Origin of the sequence: Sinorhizobium americanum, from assembly GCF_001651855.1 — a bacterium.
GTDB lineage: Bacteria > Pseudomonadota > Alphaproteobacteria > Rhizobiales > Rhizobiaceae > Sinorhizobium > Sinorhizobium americanum.
On record NZ_LNQC01000014.1, the window covers coordinates 1 to 2,874 of the forward strand.

At 60.0% G+C, this 2,874-nt stretch carries 4 protein-coding genes; 3 read left to right on the plus strand and 1 reads right to left on the minus strand.

All coding sequences use genetic code 11. The features are described 5' to 3' along the window. The first annotated feature begins 60 nt into the window (after positions 1–60). Genes tnpA through tnpC form a run of 3 tightly spaced genes read left to right on the plus strand, consistent with a single transcriptional unit; the run spans position 61 to position 2,603 of the window. The gene (tnpA, locus tag ATC00_RS30610; RefSeq protein ID WP_082911896.1) at positions 61–507 is read left to right on the plus strand and encodes an IS66-like element accessory protein TnpA; all 447 of its coding nucleotides are present in this window, start codon (positions 61–63) and stop codon (positions 505–507) included. Beyond that, positions 504–857 carry an IS66 family insertion sequence element accessory protein TnpB gene (tnpB, locus tag ATC00_RS00100; RefSeq protein WP_064251568.1) on the plus strand — a complete coding sequence of 118 codons (354 nt, stop codon included), beginning with the start codon at positions 504–506 and terminating at the stop codon, positions 855–857. Before tnpA ends, tnpB begins: the two co-directional genes overlap by 4 nt. Before the next feature lie 45 nt (positions 858–902). Beyond that, a complete protein-coding gene (gene tnpC / locus ATC00_RS00105; protein WP_064251569.1) occupies positions 903–2,603 on the plus strand; it encodes an IS66 family transposase in 1,701 nt (566 codons plus the stop codon). Here the strand turns inward: tnpC and ATC00_RS00110 are convergent. After that, positions 2,584–2,817, minus strand: coding sequence for a DUF6429 family protein (locus ATC00_RS00110; protein ID WP_018237844.1), 234 nt, complete (start codon positions 2,815–2,817; stop codon positions 2,584–2,586). The two genes, tnpC and ATC00_RS00110, sit on opposite strands and share 20 nt — an antisense overlap. Positions 2,818–2,874: the final 57 nt, after the last annotated feature.

Below are 2,874 nucleotides of genomic sequence, written 5' to 3' on the forward strand. Positions count from 1 at the left end.
GTACGCATCCGAGGAGGGCCGCCTTGCTGAGAAGTGAGGCGAACTGGATGTTCTGTCTATATGGACGTCAATATAGACAGTGTGAGAACCGTGGATTTAACGATAGAGAAGCGGCCGCAAGTCAGCCGTATGGAGATTGTCGATAGCGGGCGGCGTCGCCGTTTCAGCAACGAGGCCAAACTAGCGATCGTGGCGGAGAGTTATTCCGCCCCGCGTCAGGTCACGGCAACGGCACGTCGCCATGGGATCACACGCTTTCAGTTGAACGATTGGCGTAAAGCAGCTCGGGAGGGACGGCTCGGCAATGGCCGGGGGAGTGAAGGGTTTGTTCCTGCACTGTTAGTCCCGGAGCCAGGAATGCCGGTTGTTGCGCCGACCAATTCTTCGACGGCACAAAGTGGGCTTATGGAGGTTGTCAGCGCCAATGGTCGCCGTGTGATCGTGGGACGCGATGTCGACGTTGAAGCACTGCTTCGGATCCTGCGCGGACTGGAGGCGCTGCGGTGAATCCGTTTCCGATGGGAACAGGGGTCAAGATCTGGCTTTCGACGGGGTATACGGACATGCGCTGTGGCTTTCCCTCCCTGGCGCTTCGGGTGCAGGAGGTTCTGCAGCATGATCCGTTGTCGGGGCATCTCTTCGTCTTCAGGGGGCGCAGATCGGATATTTTGAAGATCATCTGGCATGATGGTCTGGGTGCCTGCCTTTTTACCCGGCGGCTGGAGAAGGGCCGGTTTATCTGGCCGAATATGGAGGGCGGCGCGGTAGCGATCTCACCGGCGCAATTGTCTTATTTGTTGTCCGGGATCGACTGGCGCAATCCGCAGGAAACCTGGCGTCCGACACGGATCGGATAGCATTATTGCATTGAAAATATTGAGTGAATCTGATCGAATGGCTTCATGACTTCGAAGCCTGTGGATCTTCCTGCGGACCTTGCGAGCGCCTATCTGGCGCTGCTTTCCGAGCGTGAGATGTTGCAGGCTGAACGTGATGTCGTTGTTGCGGAGCGCGATACCGTCGTCGCCGAGCGGGACATTGCGGTGGCGCAAGCCGCCAATGCCCAGGCGATGCTGTCCGACAGCGAGGCGCTGATCGCCAAACTGGAGCTGGCGATCGAAAAGCTGAGGCGGGAGCTTCGCGGAAAGCGTTCCGAGCGCACCGCGCGATTGCTTGACCAGATGGAATTGCAGCTCGAAGAGCTGGTGATGGCGGCGACAGAGGACGAGGTTGCAGCGCAGGCTGCTGCCGCCAAGACCGCGAGCGTACGTTCGTTCACACGCAAGCGGCCGGTCCGAAAGCCGTGGCCGGAGGATGTCGAACGCAAGCGTGTGGTCATCGATCCTCCCGGCACCTGTGCATGCTGTGGCGGATCCCGGCTTTCCAAGCTGGGCGAGGATGTGACCGAAACGCTGGAGGAGATCCCGCGCCGGTTTATCGTGATCGAAACCGTACGCGAGAAATTTAGCTGCCGGGACTGCGAGAAGATCAGCCAGGCGCCGGCACCCTTCCATGCCACGCCGCGCGGCTTCATCGGTCCGCATCTGCTGGCGACGATCCTGTTTGACAAGTTCGGCATGCATAGCCCGCTCAACCGCCAGAGCACCCGGTTCAAATGCGAGAACATCGCGCTTTCGACTTCGACGCTGGCCGACCAGGTCGGGTATGGAACAGCCGCGCTCCTGCCGATGTTTGATCTGATCGAGGCGCATGTCTTTGCGGCCGAGCGGCTTTTTGGCGACGACACCACCATTCCCATTCAGGCCAAAGACAAATGCACGACCGGACGCATCTGGACTTACGTATGCGATGACCGGCCCTACGGAGGAACGGCGCCGCCAGCCGCAATCTATTATGCGTCGAGCGACCGCCGCGGCGAGCACCCGCAGAAACACCTCGCCGGATACGGCGGCATTCTGCAGAGCGATTGCTACAATGGCTTTGAGCCGATCGCTGTTGCCGCAACGAAAGAGGTGCCTATCACCTTCGCCTTTTGCCATGCGCATGCGCGGCGCAAATTCTTTGAGCTGGCCGATATCCAGAAAAGTGCGCGGGATCGCAAACGCAAGGGCAAGCCGATCTCGCCAATCGCATTGGAGGCCGTCAAACGGTTCGACGCGCTGTTCGAGATCGAGCGCCAGATTAACGGATTGGGCGCCGCAGAACGGCTGGCCGCGCGGCAGCAAAAGAGCAAGCCGCTGTTCGATGACATGCACGCGTGGCTGAAACGCGAGCGCGCCACGCTCAGCAAATCGTCCGAGGTGATCGAGCCGATCGATTACATGCTGAAGCGATGGGATGGTTTTGCCGGTTTCCTCGAAGATGGCCGGATTTGTCTCACGAACAATGCGGCCGAGCGCGCGCTGAGAGGAATTGCACTCGGGCGTCGAAACTGGACCTTCGCCGGTTCCCAGCGTGGGGCCGATCGAGCCGCCATCATGCTCTCCGTCATCACGACCTGCCGCCTCAACGACGTCGACCCAAAGGCGTGGCTCGCCGATGTGTTCGCCCGCATCGCCGATCTTCCCGTCTCCCGCCTGCACGAACTGCTGCCTTGGCAATGGAAGGCACACAAAGGGGCGGCTATTGCGGCGGCCGCGTAAACAGTTCCCGGAACAACGCTTGCGAACGCTCCAGGCCCTCATCGGTCAGGATCAATGACTTCGACTTGTTGACTGGGTCGCCGATCATGCCCTTCTTGTGAAGCCGATCCGTCGTTGCCCAGTCGAAACCCTTCCAGGCACAACGCTCGTTATGCAGCGTCAGCCATAGCAGCGCCAAAACGGCATCGTCGATCTTGTCCTCATCGATCTCCATGAACCGACGTTACCACGCGCGGCACCCAAAATCCCGCGGCACTGCTCGGATGGATAC